This is a genomic window from Allobosea sp. OK403 (assembly GCF_900113835.1).
Lineage (GTDB): Bacteria > Pseudomonadota > Alphaproteobacteria > Rhizobiales > Beijerinckiaceae > Allobosea.
In genome coordinates this window covers 326,917-344,051 of the sequence record NZ_FOQV01000001.1, presented here as the reverse complement: position 1 = coordinate 344,051, position 17,135 = coordinate 326,917, and the positions used below count along the sequence as shown (strand labels likewise).

The window sequence follows — 17,135 nt, the reverse complement described above, 5'->3', positions numbered from 1 at the left end:
TTGCGGCTGAATGGACTGGCGGTCCTTCAGCTGCGGCGAACGGAATGTTGAAGACAAGATTGGCGTGGGGGTAGGATCAGTCTCTTGATGCCAGAGACAAAAAAGGGGGAAGTGCCGTGCAGCGCCTGACCGCCAAGGATTTTCCGCAAGAGCTGCTTGAGCTCTACGATTTTTATGCTCACGGAAAAATTACCAAGCGCGAATTCTTGGATCGCGCCGGCAAATTCGCCGTGGGCAGCATGACGGCCGCCTCAATTCTGGCCACGATGAGCCCCGACTATGCGCTTGCGCAACAAATCTCGTTCACCGATCCCGATATCGTCGCCAGCTATATCACCTACCCCTCTCCGAAGGGCCATGGCGATGTGCGAGGCTACTGGGTAGCCCCGACGAAAGCCACCAGCCGCGTCCCCGCGGTGGTGGTCGTGCACGAGAACCGTGGCTTGAACCCTTATATCGAGGATGTCGCCCGCCGGATCGCAAAGGCCGGCTTCATTGCCCTAGCTCCAGACGGGCTGAGCTCCGTCGGCGGCTATCCCGGCAATGACGACAAGGGCCGCCAGCTGCAGCAGCAGGTCAGTCCGGAGAAGCTGATGAACGACTTCTTCGCAGCCATCGAATTCCTTATGAAGAGCGATCAAACCACCGGCAAGGTCGGCATCACGGGCTTCTGCTATGGTGGTGGCGTGGCCAATGCGGCCGCCGTCGCTTATCCGGAGCTTGGCGCCGCTGTGCCGTTCTATGGTCGCCAGCCCCGCGCCGAGGATGTGGCACGCATCAAGGCACCGCTCCTGATCCATTATGGTGAGCTCGACACCGGCATCAATGCGGGCTGGCCAGCCTATGAAACGGCACTGAAGGCGGGCGGCAAGACCTATGAAGCCTACATCTATCCTGGCGCCAATCACGGCTTCCACAACGACTCGACCCCGCGCTATGACGAGACGAACGCCAAGTTGGCCTGGGACCGGACGATAGGCTGGTTCAAGCGCTACCTTACCTGAGCGGGAGGCCGGCTCCATCTCGCATGAGCCCTTCGACAGCAGCTGCCCGACATGGACATCATGAGCGCCTGAGGGAAGACGGCGAGATCTGGTTCATGGAGCGCGGCGCTGTGCTTGAGCGCGCGTGACGGCGATCATGGGCGGGCCGACGGCTCGTGGCGATCGGTCTTGAGGCCAGCATCGGCTCTGACGGCTCCCAAATTGCTAGCGTCCTGCCCCCCTGCGCCGATATGCAGGTACGCCCGTGATCGACGGCCCCAAGAGCGACTGCCCAAGAGCGAAACATGACCGCGACAGATATCTCCCGCATCCCCAACAAGACGCTTCCCACCAAATCGGCCGTGGCGGTCTACCATCTGCCGGGCGGGGGCGGCTTCCTCTGGGCGGTCGCGACCTCGCCTGACCGCACGCAGGACATCAAGGCGCAAACGCTGGGCGCGTTGGGCGTCATCGAGGTTTATCTCAGGGATGCGGGCCTCGACCGCACGCGCATCGTCAAGGCGGAGATCGTGGTGACCGATCACGACAACAAGCCGGCTTTCGACGAAGCCTGGTCGAGCTGGATGCCGGCCGGTTACGGGCCCGTGCGCTCCTTCGTGCAGTCGGTGATGCCCGAAGGCGACCTGATCGAGATCATCATCACGGCCGCCCTGCTCCCGCCCACTCCGGAGCAGCAGGCAGGCGGGGATGCCCGCTAGAGCCGGATGATTTCAGACGGGGTCACTTCGTGATCCCGCCTGAAATCTGAATCCGTCTCTCATCAAGGAGTTAGAGCAGGATCAATGCGAAAAACCGGTGCCCACTTTTTCGCATCCTGCTCTAGAGCCATATAGGGGCCCGCCGATCAAGCCAGTATCTCGGTTGCGGGGGCGACTGTGCCCCCGCCTGCCTCGATTGTCGCGCGGACGGTTCGCGCGAGTTGCGTAGAGCCCGGCGTGTCGCTGTGCACCAGGATGGATCTCGCGCGTATTGTGAGGCGCTTACCCTCGATCGTCGTCACCGTGCCGCCGTCGAGAAATTGCCGCACCCGTGCGGCGACCGCATCCGGCGAGGTGATCACCGAATTCGGCAGCTTGCGCGAGACCAGCTCGCCGCGCTCGTCATAAGCCCTGTCGGCGAGGAACAGCGTCAGGACGCGCAGGCCTGCGCGCTCCGCCGCACGCTCCACCTCCGTATCCGGCATCGAGAAGACGATGAGGTCGCGGTCGATGGCGGCGATGGCGCGCGCGAGCACATCCGCGACGTCCCTGTCGGCGGTCGCCATGTTCCCGAGCGCGGCGTGATAGCTGACATGGGTCACCTTGTGACCCGCGGCCGCTGCGATGCCCTGCAAGGCGCCGATCTGATAGACGAGGTGCTTCTCCAGCTCGGCGCTGTCCATCTGGATGATGCGGCGGCCGAAGCCCATCAGATCCGGCAGGCCCGGATGGGCGCCGATGCCGACCTTGCGCGCCTTGGCCGCCCGCACGGTGCGATCCATGATGACCGGGTCGCCGGCATGGAAGCCGCAGGCGACATTGGCCGAGGAGACGATCTCCATCAGCGCTTCGTCATCGCCGATCCTGTAGGGCCCAAAGCCCTCGCCCATGTCGGAATTGAGGTCGATCTTCATCTTCGTTGTCCTCGTTCTCCTGGCCCCGCCGCCATCGCTAGGTGGCTAGCGTGGCCGTTGCCGGTAGAGCTCGACCACCCGGCGGATCTGCGCGAGATAGGTGTCCACGGGCGCCATCGCGGCGACGGCATCGTCATAGGTCGTGTCGACGAAGCGGATGGAGCTACCGATCCGGGCCTGCGCCAGGCGCCAGAGATCGGCCTCGACGACGCCGGCGATCTTCGGGTAGCCGCCCGCGGTGTTCGCATCGCTGAGCTGGATGATAGGCTCTCCGGAAGGCGGCACCTGGACCACGCCGGCGACGATGCCGTAGGAGCGCATCTCGACGCGGGATGCGAGCTTCAGGGGCTCGCCGCCCAGCCGGTAGCCGGCGCGGTCGCTCTGATGGGTGATCTTCCAGGCCGTCCGCCAGAAGCGCTGGCGGGCTTCCTGCGGGAAGAGTTCGTATTCGCCCGCGCGCAGCACCCTGATCGGCAATGTATCGTCGCTAGAGTCGGTCTCGCCGGAAGCGCCCGGCGGCAGCGCCATGTCGGCGGGCTCGGCCCCGAATTCGTCAGGCCCCAGCCGCGCTGGCCCGCCGACTCCACCTGCCGTTCTCAGGACATCGCCCTTCGCCAAGGCTCGTCCCATGAAGCCGCCGAATTCGCTGCGCAGATGCGTGCTGCGGGAGCCGAGTATGACGGGTACGTCGACTCCGCCGGCAAGCGTCAGATAGCTGCGCGCGCCTTTCTTGGGCGGATGCAGCTTCAGCACCTGCCCGGCTTTCGCAGGGGTGGTCCACCAGGGCGGCAGCAGGCGCCCGTCCAATGTCGCGGTGCAGTCCGCCCCGGTCACGGCGAAGGCGGTGTCGACCTGGAAGCGCAGCTCGAACGGAAAGGTCTGGATTTCGATGCCGGCCGCATCATCGGGGTTCCCGAGCAGGATATTGCCGACCGTCAGGGCGAGCGGGTCCATCACCCCGGAGGTGCCGACGCCGAGATGGCGGGAGCCGAAGCGCCCGAGATCCTGCACCGTGTTGAGCGCGAAGGTGGAGAGAACCTCGATCACGGCTCGTCTCTCTCAATGGTGAAGCGAACAATGTCGCCAGGCGCCAGCAGGGCGGGAGTGTCACGCGCCAGATCGAACATCGACACCGCGGTGAAGCCGATCGCGTTCCAGCCATTGGGCCCGGTCGAGACCGAGACCCCGGCCTGCATGCCGCCGATCGTCACCGTGCCCGCCAGCATGCGCAGGGACGGCACGGTCTTGCGCGGCATGAAGATCTTGGGATCGAGACCGTGCAGATAGCCGAAACCCGGCGAGCTGCCGAGGCAGCAGACAGTGTAGGTGCCACTGCTGTGGATGCGGATGACCTCCTCCCGTGGCAGGCCCGAATAGGCGCAGACGGCGGCGAGGTCCGAGCCGAGCTCGCCGCCATAGATGACCGGGATTTCGATCACACGGCTGGCCAGCTGCTTTGGCGGCAGGCGTCGCCAGGCCTCGGCAAGCGCGCGCCGGCAGGCCTGGAGATCGCGCGGCGGCTCGGCGAAGATCAGCATCAGATTGGTGACGCCGGGAACCACTTCCACCACGCCGGACCAGGTAGCCACCTCATCCGCCAGCGCCAGGATGCGCCTCTGCTGCCGCAGGTCGAACGCGCCCGGCGCCTCGATGATGAGCGCGCGCGTTCCGATATTGCTGAGCTTGGGCAGCTCCTCGGTCGGCGCGGGCGGCGCCTCGTCCGCTGCGGCGGCGATCGTCAGGTCCAGCGACACGGAAACGGCATCTCCAGAACGAAACGGCCCAGGCGGCGGCGCTGCCCCGGCCGGGCTTGTCGGGCATCGCCTTGCTTTGCGCTGCGGAGCGATGGAACGGCCAAGACCCAATGCTTATGCGGGCATCGCGGCGCGCTCTGGGGCGCGCCGGCATGGCGGAAGCGCATCATGCGATCAGCCATTAGGCAGGACATGGTTGCTCGATGCGTCCCACCGGGCGATGACCTTGTCACCGGGAGCGAAGGAACTGGCGCCTTCGCTGGTCCGGTTTTGCTGATAGGCGATGATCTCGGAGCCGCCCGGCAGCTTCAGGTAATAGTGATTGATGAAGCCGCGATAGACGACCTGATCGATGGTCGCGACGACGCTGTTGGGCACCTCCGTCCGGGGCGCTCCATTGCCCAGAGGCTCGACGACGATGGCCTCGGGACGCACGGAAACGGTCGCCTCCCGAGCCTCATTGGACAGCCCGTCCACGAGCAGGCCGAAGCCCTCCGCGACAGCGACCAGCGCCCCTGCCCCGTCGCGCGTCTCGATCTTGCCGCTGAACAGGTTCGATGCGCCAAGGAAGGTCGCGACGAAGCGTGAAGCCGGCTTCTGATAGATTTCTGTGGCGCCGCCAACCTGCTCCAGCCGTCCATCACGCATCACGACGATGCGGTCAGCCATCGTCAGCGCCTCGTCCTGGTCGTGGGTCACCATGACCGTGGTGAGCCCGAGACGGCGCTGGAGTGCGCGCAGCTCCACCTGCATGCTCTCCCGCAGCCCCTTGTCCAGTGCGCCGAGCGGCTCGTCGAGCAGGAGCATGGCGGGCTCGATGACCAGAGCGCGAGCGAGCGCGACGCGCTGCTGCTGTCCACCCGAGAGCTGGCTCGGGAAGCGGTCGCTGAACTTGCCGAGCTGGACGAGGTCGAGCGCCCCGGTCACGCGCTTGCCGGCATCGGCCTTGCCGACGCCGCGCATGTCGAGACCGAAGGCGATGTTCTCGGCCACGGTCATATGCGGGAACAGCGCATAGTTCTGGAAGAGCATGCCGATATTGCGCTTGTGCACCGGCACGCGCGTCACGCGCTGTTCATTGATGAAGATCTCGCCGGAGCTGGGCTGGACCAGCCCGGCGATCATGCGCAGGCATGTCGTCTTGCCGCAGCCGCTGGGGCCAAGCAGCGCGACCATGCTGCCCGGCTCGATGGCGAGCGACACGTCCTCGACCGCAACCACCCGATGATAGTGCTTGTTGAGCTTTTCCAGCCGGACATTCGCGGATTTCATCTGGGCCATGTCAGCTGCTGAAGACCTGGTTGTAGCGTTCCAGCAGGCCGGCACGCTTGGGAATGATGAAGTTCCAGTCCGGCGTGAACAGGCCCATCTCGTCCATCTTGGTGTCGGGATAGGCGAGGTATTTGGCGACCTCCGGCTTGAAGTTGATCCCGGCCACCGAGGGCGCGCCAAAAGTCTGCGAGGAGAGCATCTCCAGCACGGCAGGATCGAGCATGCGGTTGATGAAAGCCGCGCCGAGTTCGGGCTCGGGGGCATTCTTGACCAGCGTCAGGCTGTTGATGCCGGTGAAGGAGCCTTCCTTCAGCGGCGCCATGTCGAGCGGCACGCCCTTGGCCGCATGCGGATAGATCGATTTGGAGTAGTCGATACCGCCGATATCGGCCTGTCCCTGCGCCACCATCAGGACGAGCGCCTCGCTGTCATAGATCGTCAGCACGTTCGGCTTGAGCTGGGCGAGCTTGTCCCAGCCCTGATCGATCAGATACTGCGCTTCCTTGAGCGGCTTGCCGGTCGCCAGCGCCGTCGCGACGATGAGCATGAGCACGCTCTGCGTGTTCTTGGGCGTGTTGAGCAGGATGCGCTTGCGGTATTTCGGATCGAAGATCTGCTCGTAGCTCGTCAGGCCGGTCGTCTTCTGCGGGTTGATGAACATGCCCGCGCTCGAGATATTGAAGCCGACGCCGTAGCTGTCCTCGAACAGGAAGCGCTTGTAGACCTTGGCGAGATTGGGAATCTTCGCCGGGTCGAGCTTGTCGATCAGCTCCTCCTGCTTAGCCTGCGGCACGCCGACATCGTCCATCATCATGACGCTGAATTTCGGCGTGGCGCGCGTCGCCCGCAGCGCGGCGATGTTGGACAGGGTCGCGCCCTCGATCGTGAAGACGCGGCACTTATGCTCCTTCTCGAAGGCCGGGATGACCTCCTTCTGGACGAGCTTGCCGAGGGCTGAGTTGTAGACACCGATATGGAGCTGCTTCTCCTGGGCATGGGCCCGGGTGACGATCGTCGGCATGACGATGGCGCTGGCGGCAGCGGATGCGATGAGCGTTCTGCGATCGATTGTCATGGTTCTGCATTCCCCTTTTTTATTGGTGATGAACGGGTCGGCCTCGTCAGTGAACTCCAGTGTCCGGTCAGATCGCGACCGCGCGGCGCAGCCCCACGAGGCGCTCCAGGATCAGCACGCCGACCACCGCGAGCAGGATGATGATCGTCGACATCGCCGGCACCGACGGGTCGAAGACGTTCACCAGCTGACGCATCAGGACGAGCGGGACCGGGCTGTATTCGGAGTTCGCCAGCCACATCGAGATCGGATAGTTGTCGAAAGAGACCATGAAGGCGAAGAGCGAGCCCGCCGCCACTCCAGGCGCGATCTGGGGCAAGGTGACGCGCCAGAAGGTCTTCATCCTGCTCGCTCCGAGCGTGCGCGCCGCCTCCTCCAGATTGATGTCCATGAGCTGGAGGCTGCTGACCACCGTCCGGACCACATAAGGCGCGGTGACGACGATGTGGCCGATCAACAGGTTCAACCGGGCATCGCCCGAACCGAAGCTGGAGAGCAGCTGCAGCAGGGCGAGTCCGGTCACGAGCGCTGGAAAGACCAGCGGCGAGAGCACCAGGCTCTTGAGGAAGGACTGCCCGAGAAAGCTGCCGCGCACGAGGGCGAAGGCGGCCGGGACGCCCAGCAGAAGCGAACCCATCGTCGTGCTGAAGGCGAGCACGGCGCTGAGCTGGAGCGCATCCAGGAAATCGCGATCCTGCAGGACCTTGGCGTACCAGCTCAGGGTGAAGCCCTGCGGCGGAAAGGTCACGAAATAACTGTCCGAGACCGAGACCGACATCACGACCAGGAGCGGGGCAAGGATGAAGATCATCATCGCGGCGGTGACGCAGTAGAGCACCCAGGCTCCGACGCCTTCGAGACGGCCGCTCATGAGGCGATCCTCCGGAAGCGGCGCCCTTCGAGGATGCGCATGGACAAGGCGTTGATCGCGAAGACCACGATGACGAGCACGACCGCGATCGTGGCGCCGAAGGGCCAGTCATAGACGACGAAGATCTGCTGCTCGATCAGGTTGCCGAGCATCGTCGATGAGGTGCCACCGAGCAGGACGGGGATGACGAAGGAGCCCGCGGTCAGCGAGAAGACCAGCGTGAAGCCCGCGACGAGCCCCGGAATGCTCAGAGGCAGTGTCACCCGCGCGAAAACCTTCCACCAGGGCGCGCCGAGCATCCTGGCCGCATCCTCCAGATTGGGATCGATCTTGCCGAGCGCCGAGGCCAGCGGCAGCACCATCATCGGGAAGAAGACGTGCAGCGAGCCGATGACGACCGCCGTCTTGGTATAGAGCAGCTCCAGCGGCTCGTTGATGATGTGAAGCGTCAGGAGCAGCCAGTTGAGCAATCCGGTCGGCGTGTTGACCAGGATGAGCTGCCAGCCATAGGCGCGGACGACGACGCTGACGATTAGCGGTGCGATCACGATCAGGCTGATCACGCGGTTCACGATCGCGTTGCTTTTGACCATCACGATGGCGACCGGATAGGCCATCACGATGGCGACGATCGAGGTGACGAAGGCGATCTGCAGCGTATTCCAGAACACCCTCAGATAGAGATCGATCTCGGCGATATGCACATAGTGCGACAGGGTGAAAGGCCGCCCGATGATGCCTTTCGCGTCCTGCGAGAGGAAGCTGTAAAACAGCAGATTGGCGGCCGGGTAGAAGAAGAAGATCGACAGGAAGGCCAGCATCGGCAGGGCCAGGAAGCCGACGGACAAAGTGAGGCGCCAAGGCGAGCGCTCATCAAGGTCGCCTGGCGCTTGCGCGGTCGTTTGCGCGACATCTGTCATTCCGGAGCAGTCTCCTGAGTCAACGGATCGTCGTGGTGTCTCTAGTCGTTCCAAACGCTCGAACCGGCACCTCGCGGCCCGTCAACGGTCTTCACTGAGCCGGCGAACCTGCCGCGGAGATCATCGGCAGCATCTGGCCGAACCTCCGCCGCCGATGGCTGTGTCCCCTGGCTGCCGATAAGCGGCTCGCCCCTGCATCTTGTTTTTATCCGCGTCCCTCGAACCCGGATAAGACAAACTTCGTTTAGGGTCATCGGCCCTGCTTATGACCGTGCCATGCCGGGATGATGAGGATCTGAGCGTGTTGGCAACGAAAGCGGCATAGCCAGCCCGGTATGGCGACTTGTGACCGACCTCTTGGGTAAAGCAGGTCATGCAAGCCACGGCCTTGCCGCCGGGCGGCTGTATACCCGGACGGCGGCCGCGCCATAGGCAAGCGCTATGACGTCAGAACGAACCCGTCTTAGCGGCGCGTCGCCTCGCGCCCTATCCTCACAGCGGTCCAAGGGCCGCGAGGCCGGCCTGTCGGCGCATGCGCGCTCGGGTCCCAGTGAGGTGAAATCTCGATGTTCGAAGCCGCCGACCGCATCAAAACTGTCAAGATTTCCGCATCCGCGGCCATGACGGACCGGGCCCGTGAGTTGCGCGCCCAGGGCGTGAAGATCATCAGCCTGTCATCGGGCGAACCGGATTTCGCCACGCCCGCCCATGCGATCGAGGCGGCTTACAACGCGGCCCTGGCCGGCGACACCAAATACCCGCCCCAGGACGGCACGAAGGCGCTGAAGGCCGCGGTCCAGCGCAAGTTCAAGCGCGACAACAGGCTCGACTACGAACTGGACGAGATCCTGATCGGCAATGGCGGCAAGCAGATCATCTTCGACGCCATCATGGCGACCTGCAATCCCGGCGACGAGGTGGTGATCCCCGCCCCCGGCTGGATCAGCTATGCCGACATGGTCATGGTCGCGCAGGCGACGCCGGTGGCGGTACCCTGCCCCGAGAACAACCAGTTCAAGCTGCGGCCTGAGGATCTGGAAGCGGCGATCACGCCCGGGACGAAATGGCTGATCCTGAACTTTCCGAACAACCCGACAGGCGCGGCCTGTTCGCGCGCCGAGATGCAGGCCCTCGCCGATGTCCTGCTGCGCCACCCCCATGTCGCCGTCCTGACCGACGATATGTATGAGCACCTGATCTATGACGGCTTCGAATTCTGCACCCTCGCCGAAGTCGAGCCGCGCCTGAAGGAGCGGGTGCTGACGGTCAACGGCGCCTCAAAGGCCTATGCGATGACGGGCTGGCGCGTCGGCTTCTGCGGCGGCCCAAAATCCCTCATCGCCCTGATGAACAACATGCAGGGCCAGGCGACCAACGGCATCTGCACGCTCGCCCAGGCTGCCGCGATCGCAGCCCTGGACGGCCCGCAGGATCTGCTGGCCGAGCGCGCCGAGATCTATCGCGAGCGGCGCGATTTCGTGGTCGAGCAGCTCAACCAGGCGGCCGGCGTCCTCTGCCACAAGCCGGAAGGGGCCTTCTATGTCTTCCCCAACATCGCGGGCTGCATCGGCCGGACCAGCAAGGGCGGGCGTAAGATCGAGACCGACACCGATTTCGTCTTCGCTCTCCTCCAGGAACAGCATGTCGCGACCGTGCAGGGCTCGGCCTATGGAATGAGCCCCTATTTCCGTGTGTCCTATGCGACCGACATGGAGAGTCTGCGCGAAGGCTGCCGCCGCATCCAGGAGTTCTGCAGCGGGCTGCGCTGATTTCGGGCCGCAGTCGCCGCGACCCGGCTAGCGCGCGCCGCCCGGGTGCGAACGCCTATCGAATCCGGAACAGCAGCGATCCGAAACCGACCAAATCGCCAGCTGCCGCCAGGATCTGCTCGACACGACCGTCGCGCGGCGCGGTGACCGGGGCATAGACCGGCCCGGTCCGGATCAAAGCGAGGATGTCGCCGGAGCAGACGCTGTCTCCAACGCGCACGAACGCCTTTTCGCGCGCGGGATGGCGATCCTGGAACTGGCCGGGGCCCCGGGCCGCCACGATCTCCGTCGCGTCGTCCCGCCGCCGCTCCGAGCTGCCGGACGGCTCGACAGCGGACGGCTCGCCGGCTTCAGCCGAGCCCGCATCGCGCTGCAGCCTCAACCGCAGGCCATGCTCGGGTCCTTCGATCTCGATGGAATCGAGGCCGGCCTCCTCCAGCCAGCGCAGCAATTGTTCGATCTCGGCGATCTCCATCATGGCCGCCCCGCCCGCTGACGCAGCGCCAGTCGCTTTTCCAGAAAGTGAATATCGACCCCGCCGGCGACGAAATCCGCGTCCTCCAGGATCTCGCGATGGAGCGGGATATTGGTGCTGATCCCTTCGACCTTCATCTCGGACAAGGCGATCCGGGCGCGGATCAACGCCTCCTCCCGCGTCGCGCCATGGACGATCAGTTTGGCGATCAGGGAATCGTAATGGGGCGGCACGACATAGTCCGCGACGACATGGGAATCGAGGCGCACGCCGATCCCGCCGGGCAGATCCCAGCGCGTGACGCGGCCGGGAGAGGCTGAAAAACTCTCCGGATCCTCGGCGTTGATCCGGCATTCGATCGCATGCCCGGACAGCTTGATCTCCGCCTGCGTCAGGGCCAGGCGCTCGCCGCGCGCGACGCGGATCTGCTCGCAGACGAGATCGAGCCCGGTCGTCATCTCAGTTACAGGATGTTCGACCTGAAGCCGCGTGTTCATCTCGATGAAATAGAAGGCCTCGTCCTCATAGAGGAACTCGAAGGTGCCGACCCCGCGATAGCCGATCCGACGGCAGGCCTCGACGCAGGCCTCCCCGATCCGCGCGATCAGATCACGCGCGATGCCCGGCGCCGGGGCCTCCTCGACGACCTTCTGATTGCGGCGCTGCAGGGAGCAGTCGCGGTCGCCCAGCCACAGCGCCGTGCCATGCTGATCGCACAGCACCTGGATCTCGACATGACGGGGGTGCTGGAGGAATTTCTCGATATAGATCTCGGGGTTGGCGAAGGCGCGCTGCGCCTCCTCGCGGGTCACGGCGATGGCTTCCGCAAGCTCACCGGGCACGCGCACGACGCGCATGCCGCGCCCGCCGCCGCCGCCGGCCGCCTTGACGATGACGGGGTAGCCGATCTCCGCGGCAATGGCGGCGATCTCCCCGGCATCGTCCGGCAAGGCGGTGTCGGGTCCAGGGACGCAAGGAACACCGGCCTCGCGCATGGCCCGTTTGGCGGCGACCTTGTCGCCCATGATGCGGATGGAGGCGGCCGTCGGACCGATGAAGCTCAAGCCGGCGGCTTCGACCTGCTCGGCGAAGCCCGCATTCTCCGAGAGAAAGCCGTAACCCGGGTGGATCGCCTGCGCGCCGGTCGCTTCGGCTGCAAGCAGGAGCGCTGCAGGGCTGAGATAGCTGAGGCGTGCCGCGGCGGGGCCGATGCAGATGGCCTGATCGGCAAGAGCGACATAGCGGGCGTCGCGATCGGCCTCGGAATGGGCAACGATCGTCTTCAGCCCGAGCGCTCGGCAGGCGCGCTGGATGCGCAGCGCGATCTCGCCACGATTGGCGATCAGGACATTATCGAACATGCGCCAGCCCCGACCGGGCGGCCAAGCTGCGTCGCCTGCTGCTCCCGCCCATCACGGAGCGATCCGCAGTAAGGGGCGTCCGGCCTCGATCTCCTGCCCGCTCTCGACGAGGATTTCGACGACCGTTCCAGCTACGTCCGAACCGATCGTGTTGAACGTCTTCATGGCCTCGATGATGCAGAGCTTCTGGCCCGGCGCGACCACTTGGCCGATCTCCACGAATGGCGCTGAATCGGGCGAAGGCGCGCGATGGAAGATGCCGAACATCGGCGCGACGACGATGTGGCCGTCCGTCTCGCTCGGGACGTCCACCGCGCCGCCCAGGCGCCGGAATTCTGCCGCCGGGTCATGTCGTGGCTCGGTGGGACCAGCCGCTGCAGGCACCGCGAAGGGAGGCGACGATCTGCAGATGCGGACGCGCTCACCCGCTTCCGTGATCTCCAATTCGGAAATCCGCGAGCGTGAGACCAGATCGATCAGCGCCTTCAGCCTGGCGAGTTCCATCCCGGGACCGTGGTCTTTCAATGAGGTAAGAGCTGGCCGCAGTTAGGCCGACGCCGGGTTGCTCTTGGCGAAATTCAGGCCACCGACCACCTGCATGGTCGGCAGCACTTCCATGAAGCTGACATTCATGCGCGCCGGCGATCCAACCGCGAAGGCGATCGAATCCGCTATGTCCTCGGGCTGCAGCGCCTCATAGCCCTCGTAGAAGCGCTTCTGGGCCGCGACGGGATCGCCGAGCAGACGCGCGAAAACCTCCGTCTCGACGCGGGCCGGGGAGATCTCGGTCACGCGCACCCGCGAACCGTAGAGATGCGTCCGCAGCTGCTTCGACAGCGCGTGAACGCCGGCCTTGGTCGCGTGATAGACGGTGTTGCCACCGGGGAAGGCGTAATGCGCGGCGATCGAGGTGATGTTGACGACATGGCCGCGATTGCGCTCCAGCATGCCGGGAACGAACAGGCGGGTCAGATGCAGCACGCCGCGCAGATTGACGTCGATGAGGGAATCCACATCGGCCGCGGAGGTGTTCAGGATGTCGCCCTGCCGCGATTGGCCGGCATTGTTGATGAGGACGTCGATGGCGAGCTCGGAAGCAAGCGCGGTGATGTCGTCGACCGAGCTGACATCCAGGGCATGCGGCAGGCAGCCGGTCTCGTCGGCCAGCGCCTTGAGTCGCTGCGCATCGCGCGCCAGCGCATGCACCTCGAGCCCCTCCTTGCGCAGGCGCCTGACCGTGGCCGCGCCGATGCCCGACGAAGCCCCTGTGACCAGGGCGGTCCGATAATCTGAAAAGGCCACTTGCGTACGGTCCCGTGCTCGGCCCGCGCCATGCGGGCTCTCGACATCAAGCTAGGATCGCCATGGGGCCTTGAACACAACCAATTCGCTCTGAGGCCATAAGCCAGGGCGATGACCCGATCCCAGGAAAGGCAGGAGTTATTTCGCCGCGTCTTTCTTTGCTGCCGAGAGCCGACCCGACAAGACCGCCTGCGTCGCGATCTCGAACAGGATGCCGCGGATGGCGACGGCCGCCTCCGACAGCGGGATCAAATCGGACACGCATAGCGAGACGGTGTCCTCGATCTTCGGTGATGCGATCTGGCGGATCACGGAGCGTCCCGGCACGACAACCTGGTTCGCAACCGACCAGGGCAGGATCGTGGCTCCGGCGCCTTCGCTGACCGCATCGCGAAGCGTGCCGAGCGACTCAATCTCCGCGACGAGGCGCGGATCGTGACGAATACCTGCAAAGGCCGCATCGACAGCCTTGCGGACGAAATTCACCCTGCTGGGGAGCATCAACGGCATGTCGACGAGCTCGCCCAGGGACATCGGCTCGTCCGGGTTTCCCGGCAGAGGCACCGCCAGCGGCGCAACAAGGACGAATTCCTCGACCAGAAGCGGCTGGAAACTGAGCCCGCGCATCGGCCCGGCGCCATGCATGACCGCCATATCCAACCGCCCGGTCATGATCAGTTCGCTGAAGGGGCCGCCGAACCCCTCATTGATGTGCAGCAGGATGTCGGGATGCTTTTCGCGCGCCGCCGTCAGCAGGCTCAGGGACAAGGTCGAGCCGGCGCTATAGGGCGCAAGCCCGACCGAGACCGCGCCGCTCAGAGTCGTCGCGGCGCGCTTGACGTCGTTCTCGGCGTGCTCGAGCTGCTTCAGGATCGTGCGCGCATGCCGATAGAGCACGAGCCCGGCCTCCGTCGGCGTGACGCCCTGCTGGCTGCGGATCAGGAGCTTCTGCTTGAAGTGGTTTTCCAGGCTGACCAGTTGCTGGCTCAGCGCGGGCTGGGCGATGTTGAGCGCCGCAGCCGCCCTCGTCAGGCTGCCGGTGTCGACGATCTTCAGGAACGATTTCAGGCGTCGCGTATCCACTGAACCTCACCCCGCCGGAGCGCCGTCAAATCTGCCTTGCCGGAAGCATCTAGGGGGAAGGGCGCGGAGGCCGCAAGCGACCCGCCCTCGCCGGCCCCGCCATAGGCGGCGCTTATGGCGCCAGATGCAGATCATCTTGGCCGCCACCGCTCGACCGGACCTAGACTTCGGCGGTCTGCGCACGGATCCAACGCTGCGCCCGAGATGGAGAGATCGAGCCATGCTGGAACCTGCAGGCCGTGTGGTCATGGTGTCGGGAGCCTCGCGCGGCATCGGGCGCGCCGTCACTGAGCGGCTGCTGAACCGCGGCTTCAGGGTTTCGTCCGGCATGCGCAGTCCCGACCCGGCGCTCGCTGGCGAAAACGAACTGGTCCACCGCTACGACGCCGAGGAAGCCGGCTCCGCGGAAGCCTGGGTCGCGGCCACGCTGGAACGCTTCGGGCAGATCGATGCCCTGGTGAACGCCGCCGGTATCAACCCGAAGGTCAGGGTTTCCGACGAGGGCGAAGACCTCCTCGACGAGATGTGGCGGATCAATGTGAAGGGACCGCTGCGCGTCATTCGGGCGGCTTTGCCGCATCTGGCCGTGTGCGGTCATGGCCGCGTCGTCAATCTCGGCTCGCTCTCCAGCAAGCGCGTCGCCTCGAATGTCGGCTATGCCATGACCAAATTCGCGGTCGCGGCGCTGACGCATGGCGTCCGACGCGAGGGGCGCGATGCCGGCATCCGCGCCACCGTGATCTGCCCGGGCTATGTCGCAACCGACATGACGCTCAAGGACGACGAGATTCCGCGACATGAGATGACCCAGCCGGGCGATCTCGCCGAACTCGTCGAGACCTTGCTGCGCCTGCCCAACAATGCCGCGGTTTCGGAATTGCTGGTGCATTGTCAGTACGAACCGATGCTGTGACGCGGCGTCTGCGGCGATCGTAACCTCCCTGTCGCGTTTCCCTCCCGCTTGTCGCATCGTCGGGGGATACGTTGCGGGGGTGAAGCGCACTTGGACACGAAACGTCTCGAAGCTTTCCTGAAGGTCGTCGATCTCGGCAGCGTCACGCGCGCGGCCAATGTGCTCAATGTCGCGCAGCCGGCCCTGAGCCAGCAGATCGCCAGCCTCGAGGTGGAGTTCAAGAAGCAGCTCCTGATCCGCAGCACGCGCGGGGTGACGCCCACCGAAGCCGGCCAGATCCTCTACCGCTATGCGCAGATGGTCCAACGGCAGATCGAGGAGGCGCGGCGCAGCATCCTTGACTCCGGCGCCGCGGTCTCCGGCAATGTCACGGTCGGCCTTGCGCCGCTGAGCACCGCGAGCCTGATCGCGCCGGCGCTCCTGCGCGAGGTGCGCAGCCGCTTTCCCGGCATCGTTTTGAACATCTTCGACAGTTTCGGCGTGACCCTGAGCGAAATGACGCTGAAGGGCCGCATGGACATGGCCGTGCTCTATGGCGACACGCCCGTGCGCGGGCTCAGCTACACGCCGTTGTTCGACGAGCCGTTCTATCTCGTGGCGCCGCCTGCCTTCGATCTCGGCGGCGCGAGCGAAACAGCGATCTCCGTGTCCGAGCTCGCGAAGATCGACCTGGTGCTCCCGGCGCGCGAATCCTATCTGCGTCAGGCCGTCGAACGGGCCTGCAGCGAGGCGGGCGTGCGGGCGCGCGTCGTGGCCGAGATCCACGCGCTGCCGACGCTGGCGACCGCCGTTCTCGAAGGCATGGCCGCAACGGTCCTGCCATGGCCGATCGCGAGTACGCTGCTGGTCGGCATGAAGCCGGTCATCCGCCGCATCGCATCGGCCAGCGCCTCGCTGCCGATGTCGCTCGGCATTCCCGACAATGTCGCGCTGTCGGATGCCGCCTTTGCGGTTTACGGCGTCCTCAACGAACAGATCCAGGCGTTGAAGGCGCGCTGGCCCGCGGACCATCGCCAATCCCTATGAGGGTCACGCAATAATCTATTGGCGCGGTCCCAAATCCGCTCCTCCTAGAGCATTTCCGCGTTTCTCCGAATCGCAAAAATGCCCTAGCCCCTTATTTTAACCCGTTTTCTTCATGCGAACCGGTGTCCACTTCGCTCGAAAACGCTCTAGTGGCTGTTAGCCGAATGTCTTGCAGCTGTCGAAGGCGCTTGTTCGATCAGGCGGCGCGACGGGGCGCCGCTTCAGGCGGCGTGCCGTCTTTGATGGCACCTTTGATCTGGTCCCGCAGTTCAGGCGTATCCTGATGCCCGTGCACGGCGATGGCATGCTGCACGGCCACCTCCAGGAGTTCGCCCTCGCTATCGGCGGTAATCGCGACCGAGCACTTCATCTCGCTCGGGAATTCGCGGCAGTCGATGAATTTGCGTCCCACGGCATCCTCCTCAATTGGAAGATATCAAGCCCCCTTCCATTACATCAGGTCGAATGGAAGCGGCTTGATTCACGCTACACTTACGCAGGGGAATTGACAATTTATGACAACAACGGACGTTGCTCAATTTGCTCCGGACCAAGCACAGCTGCTGGTTGTTTAAGCATTCACTTCCGATGCGGCCAAGGCGTTATTGCGCCATGAAGACGCGGCGCTAGAACCGTTTCCGATCAAATTGGATCGCCAGATAGCTCCATCTCATTGTTTTAACGCGCATTCTTCACGC

At 64.7% G+C, this 17,135-nt stretch carries 18 protein-coding genes; 5 read left to right on the top strand and 13 right to left on the bottom strand.

The genetic code is table 11. The features are described from left to right. The first annotated feature begins 116 nt into the window (after positions 1-116). Together yghX and BMZ97_RS01530 are read left to right on the top strand one after the other, a co-directional pair. Complete coding sequence (gene yghX / locus BMZ97_RS01535) at positions 117-1,004, top strand: YghX family hydrolase (protein WP_092164759.1); 888 nt, start codon at positions 117-119, stop codon at positions 1,002-1,004. A gap of 284 nt (positions 1,005-1,288) precedes the next feature. After that, positions 1,289-1,702, top strand: a complete 414-nt coding sequence (locus tag BMZ97_RS01530; RefSeq protein WP_092164757.1) for a RidA family protein — start codon at positions 1,289-1,291, stop codon at positions 1,700-1,702. Between the two features lie 146 nt (positions 1,703-1,848). Here the strand turns inward: BMZ97_RS01530 and BMZ97_RS01525 are convergent, their stop codons facing one another. From BMZ97_RS01525 to BMZ97_RS01495, 7 genes are all read right to left on the bottom strand, one after another. Beyond that, positions 1,849-2,616, bottom strand: coding sequence for a LamB/YcsF family protein (locus tag BMZ97_RS01525; protein ID WP_092164755.1), 768 nt, complete (start codon positions 2,614-2,616; stop codon positions 1,849-1,851). 45 nt (positions 2,617-2,661) lie between these two features. After that, entirely contained in the window at positions 2,662-3,663 is a 1,002-nt protein-coding gene (locus BMZ97_RS01520) for a 5-oxoprolinase subunit C family protein (RefSeq protein ID WP_092164753.1), read from the bottom strand. Further along, entirely contained in the window at positions 3,660-4,364 is a 705-nt protein-coding gene (gene pxpB / locus BMZ97_RS01515; RefSeq protein WP_244546252.1) for a 5-oxoprolinase subunit PxpB, read from the bottom strand. The genes BMZ97_RS01520 and pxpB overlap by 4 nt, the downstream gene beginning before the upstream one ends. Before the next feature lie 180 nt (positions 4,365-4,544). After that, positions 4,545-5,642 (bottom strand): polyamine ABC transporter ATP-binding protein, encoded by a 1,098-nt coding sequence (locus tag BMZ97_RS01510; RefSeq protein ID WP_092166472.1) that lies wholly within the window; start codon positions 5,640-5,642, stop codon positions 4,545-4,547. Between the two features lie 10 nt (positions 5,643-5,652). Continuing rightward, positions 5,653-6,717: an extracellular solute-binding protein gene (locus BMZ97_RS01505; RefSeq protein ID WP_092164749.1), complete on the bottom strand. Its 1,065-nt coding sequence runs from the start codon at positions 6,715-6,717 to the stop codon at positions 5,653-5,655. 67 nt (positions 6,718-6,784) lie between these two features. Further along, positions 6,785-7,588 (bottom strand): ABC transporter permease, encoded by an 804-nt coding sequence (locus BMZ97_RS01500; RefSeq protein ID WP_092164747.1) that lies wholly within the window; start codon positions 7,586-7,588, stop codon positions 6,785-6,787. Next, on the bottom strand, positions 7,585-8,508 hold the full coding sequence (locus BMZ97_RS01495; RefSeq protein WP_092164745.1) for an ABC transporter permease: 924 nt from the start codon (positions 8,506-8,508) through the stop codon (positions 7,585-7,587). The genes BMZ97_RS01500 and BMZ97_RS01495 overlap by 4 nt, the downstream gene beginning before the upstream one ends. A 566-nt stretch (positions 8,509-9,074) precedes the next feature. Between BMZ97_RS01495 and BMZ97_RS01490 the strand changes: the two genes are divergently transcribed. Continuing rightward, positions 9,075-10,277: a pyridoxal phosphate-dependent aminotransferase gene (locus BMZ97_RS01490; RefSeq protein WP_092164743.1), complete on the top strand. Its 1,203-nt coding sequence runs from the start codon at positions 9,075-9,077 to the stop codon at positions 10,275-10,277. Between the two features lie 55 nt (positions 10,278-10,332). On the opposite strand, the gene BMZ97_RS01485 is transcribed toward BMZ97_RS01490, so the two are convergent. The 5 genes from BMZ97_RS01485 to nac form a co-directional block, all read right to left on the bottom strand. Next, entirely contained in the window at positions 10,333-10,755 is a 423-nt protein-coding gene (locus BMZ97_RS01485) for an acetyl-CoA carboxylase biotin carboxyl carrier protein (protein WP_092164741.1), read from the bottom strand. Next, positions 10,752-12,113 (bottom strand): acetyl-CoA carboxylase biotin carboxylase subunit, encoded by a 1,362-nt coding sequence (gene accC / locus BMZ97_RS01480; RefSeq protein WP_092164739.1) that lies wholly within the window; start codon positions 12,111-12,113, stop codon positions 10,752-10,754. The genes BMZ97_RS01485 and accC overlap by 4 nt, the downstream gene beginning before the upstream one ends. Before the next feature lie 51 nt (positions 12,114-12,164). Beyond that, positions 12,165-12,617 carry an acetyl-CoA carboxylase biotin carboxyl carrier protein gene (gene accB, locus BMZ97_RS01475; RefSeq protein WP_092164738.1) on the bottom strand — a complete coding sequence of 151 codons (453 nt, stop codon included), beginning with the start codon at positions 12,615-12,617 and terminating at the stop codon, positions 12,165-12,167. 42 nt (positions 12,618-12,659) lie between these two features. Continuing rightward, a complete protein-coding gene (locus BMZ97_RS01470; RefSeq protein WP_092164737.1) occupies positions 12,660-13,415 on the bottom strand; it encodes an SDR family oxidoreductase in 756 nt (251 codons plus the stop codon). 138 nt (positions 13,416-13,553) lie between these two features. Next, entirely contained in the window at positions 13,554-14,498 is a 945-nt protein-coding gene (gene nac, locus BMZ97_RS01465; RefSeq protein WP_092164736.1) for a nitrogen assimilation transcriptional regulator NAC, read from the bottom strand. A gap of 220 nt (positions 14,499-14,718) precedes the next feature. On the opposite strand from nac, the gene BMZ97_RS01460 reads away from it, so the two are divergent. Together BMZ97_RS01460 and BMZ97_RS01455 are read left to right on the top strand one after the other, a co-directional pair. Further along, positions 14,719-15,411 carry an SDR family NAD(P)-dependent oxidoreductase gene (locus tag BMZ97_RS01460; RefSeq protein ID WP_092164735.1) on the top strand — a complete coding sequence of 231 codons (693 nt, stop codon included), beginning with the start codon at positions 14,719-14,721 and terminating at the stop codon, positions 15,409-15,411. 90 nt (positions 15,412-15,501) lie between these two features. Continuing rightward, on the top strand, positions 15,502-16,437 hold the full coding sequence (locus BMZ97_RS01455) for a LysR substrate-binding domain-containing protein (protein WP_092164734.1): 936 nt from the start codon (positions 15,502-15,504) through the stop codon (positions 16,435-16,437). A gap of 196 nt (positions 16,438-16,633) precedes the next feature. Here BMZ97_RS01455 and BMZ97_RS01450 read toward each other — a convergent pair whose 3' ends face one another. Continuing rightward, positions 16,634-16,849 (bottom strand): DUF1059 domain-containing protein, encoded by a 216-nt coding sequence (locus BMZ97_RS01450; RefSeq protein WP_092164733.1) that lies wholly within the window; start codon positions 16,847-16,849, stop codon positions 16,634-16,636. Positions 16,850-17,135: the final 286 nt, after the last annotated feature.

Bases quoted from the DNA above. Each gene is read 5' to 3' on its own strand.
- BMZ97_RS01530 (WP_092164757.1), top strand. From the start codon at position 1,289: ATGACCGCGACAGATATCTCCCGCATCCCCAACAAGACGCTTCCCACC.
- BMZ97_RS01525 (WP_092164755.1), bottom strand. From the start codon at position 2,616: ATGAAGATCGACCTCAATTCCGACATGGGCGAGGGCTTTGGGCCCTAC.
- BMZ97_RS01510 (WP_092166472.1), bottom strand. From the start codon at position 5,642: ATGAAATCCGCGAATGTCCGGCTGGAAAAGCTCAACAAGCACTATCAT.
- BMZ97_RS01505 (WP_092164749.1), bottom strand. From the start codon at position 6,717: ATGACAATCGATCGCAGAACGCTCATCGCATCCGCTGCCGCCAGCGCC.
- BMZ97_RS01500 (WP_092164747.1), bottom strand. From the start codon at position 7,588: ATGAGCGGCCGTCTCGAAGGCGTCGGAGCCTGGGTGCTCTACTGCGTC.
- BMZ97_RS01495 (WP_092164745.1), bottom strand. From the start codon at position 8,508: ATGACAGATGTCGCGCAAACGACCGCGCAAGCGCCAGGCGACCTTGAT.
- BMZ97_RS01490 (WP_092164743.1), top strand. From the start codon at position 9,075: ATGTTCGAAGCCGCCGACCGCATCAAAACTGTCAAGATTTCCGCATCC.
- BMZ97_RS01485 (WP_092164741.1), bottom strand. From the start codon at position 10,755: ATGATGGAGATCGCCGAGATCGAACAATTGCTGCGCTGGCTGGAGGAG.
- accC (WP_092164739.1), bottom strand. From the start codon at position 12,113: ATGTTCGATAATGTCCTGATCGCCAATCGTGGCGAGATCGCGCTGCGC.
- accB (WP_092164738.1), bottom strand. From the start codon at position 12,617: ATGGAACTCGCCAGGCTGAAGGCGCTGATCGATCTGGTCTCACGCTCG.
- BMZ97_RS01460 (WP_092164735.1), top strand. From the start codon at position 14,719: ATGCTGGAACCTGCAGGCCGTGTGGTCATGGTGTCGGGAGCCTCGCGC.